This window comes from Paraburkholderia ginsengiterrae, assembly GCF_001645125.1.
GTDB lineage: Bacteria > Pseudomonadota > Gammaproteobacteria > Burkholderiales > Burkholderiaceae > Paraburkholderia > Paraburkholderia ginsengiterrae.
The window spans coordinates 1-520 of sequence record NZ_LXKA01000096.1 but is presented as its reverse complement, the minus strand read 5'-3'; the positions used below and the strand labels follow the sequence as shown (position 1 = coordinate 520).

Annotated in this window: 1 protein-coding gene; it reads left to right on the top strand. The window is 63.5% G+C overall.

The window, feature by feature from the left end:
* Positions 1 to 340: 340 nt before the first annotated feature.
* Positions 341 to 520: methyltransferase (locus A6V37_RS43000; RefSeq protein WP_341845730.1), on the top strand; the 180-nt coding region annotated here is incomplete at its 3' end.

The following is a 520-nucleotide window of genomic DNA, read 5'->3' as shown; positions in this document are numbered from 1 at the left end:
CGGAGACGGCAGGGCGTGATGAAGACGGAAGTGGTGAGCGACGAAAAGGGATCGTGTCAGCGAAGGACAGAAGGCGCATAGAGAGTGGTCGAATGAGTCGTATATGAGTTGGTGATTAGTGTCGCGTTCGCCGAAGGGGGATTGCTTCGGGCGCGTGACGACAGGGAGCGGCTGCGCGCAGAAGGGGGGCGAATGCGGGGAACATGCGACAGGGAGGCGCGCTCGGGGCGGGCGGTAGGAGGATGGGACGGGAGAGTGCGGGCTAGGTGCTGGCATGTAGGCGACTCTCTACGAGAAGGGTCCGGACGGAGGGAGTGGGGCTTAGCACAGTGAAGGAGACGTGAGGCGCGAGGAGCTGGTGGCGAGGTCAAGGGAACTGGAGGGCCGGCTGGGTTGTGATGGAATGTCGGTCATGAACCTGACGGGGTCGGGGTGCATTAAGTCGGAGGGCGTGCGTTGGCGGATCGACATCGTGACGGCGCTGCATGCGTGCAATACGGGAACCGACGAAGCGCTGCGC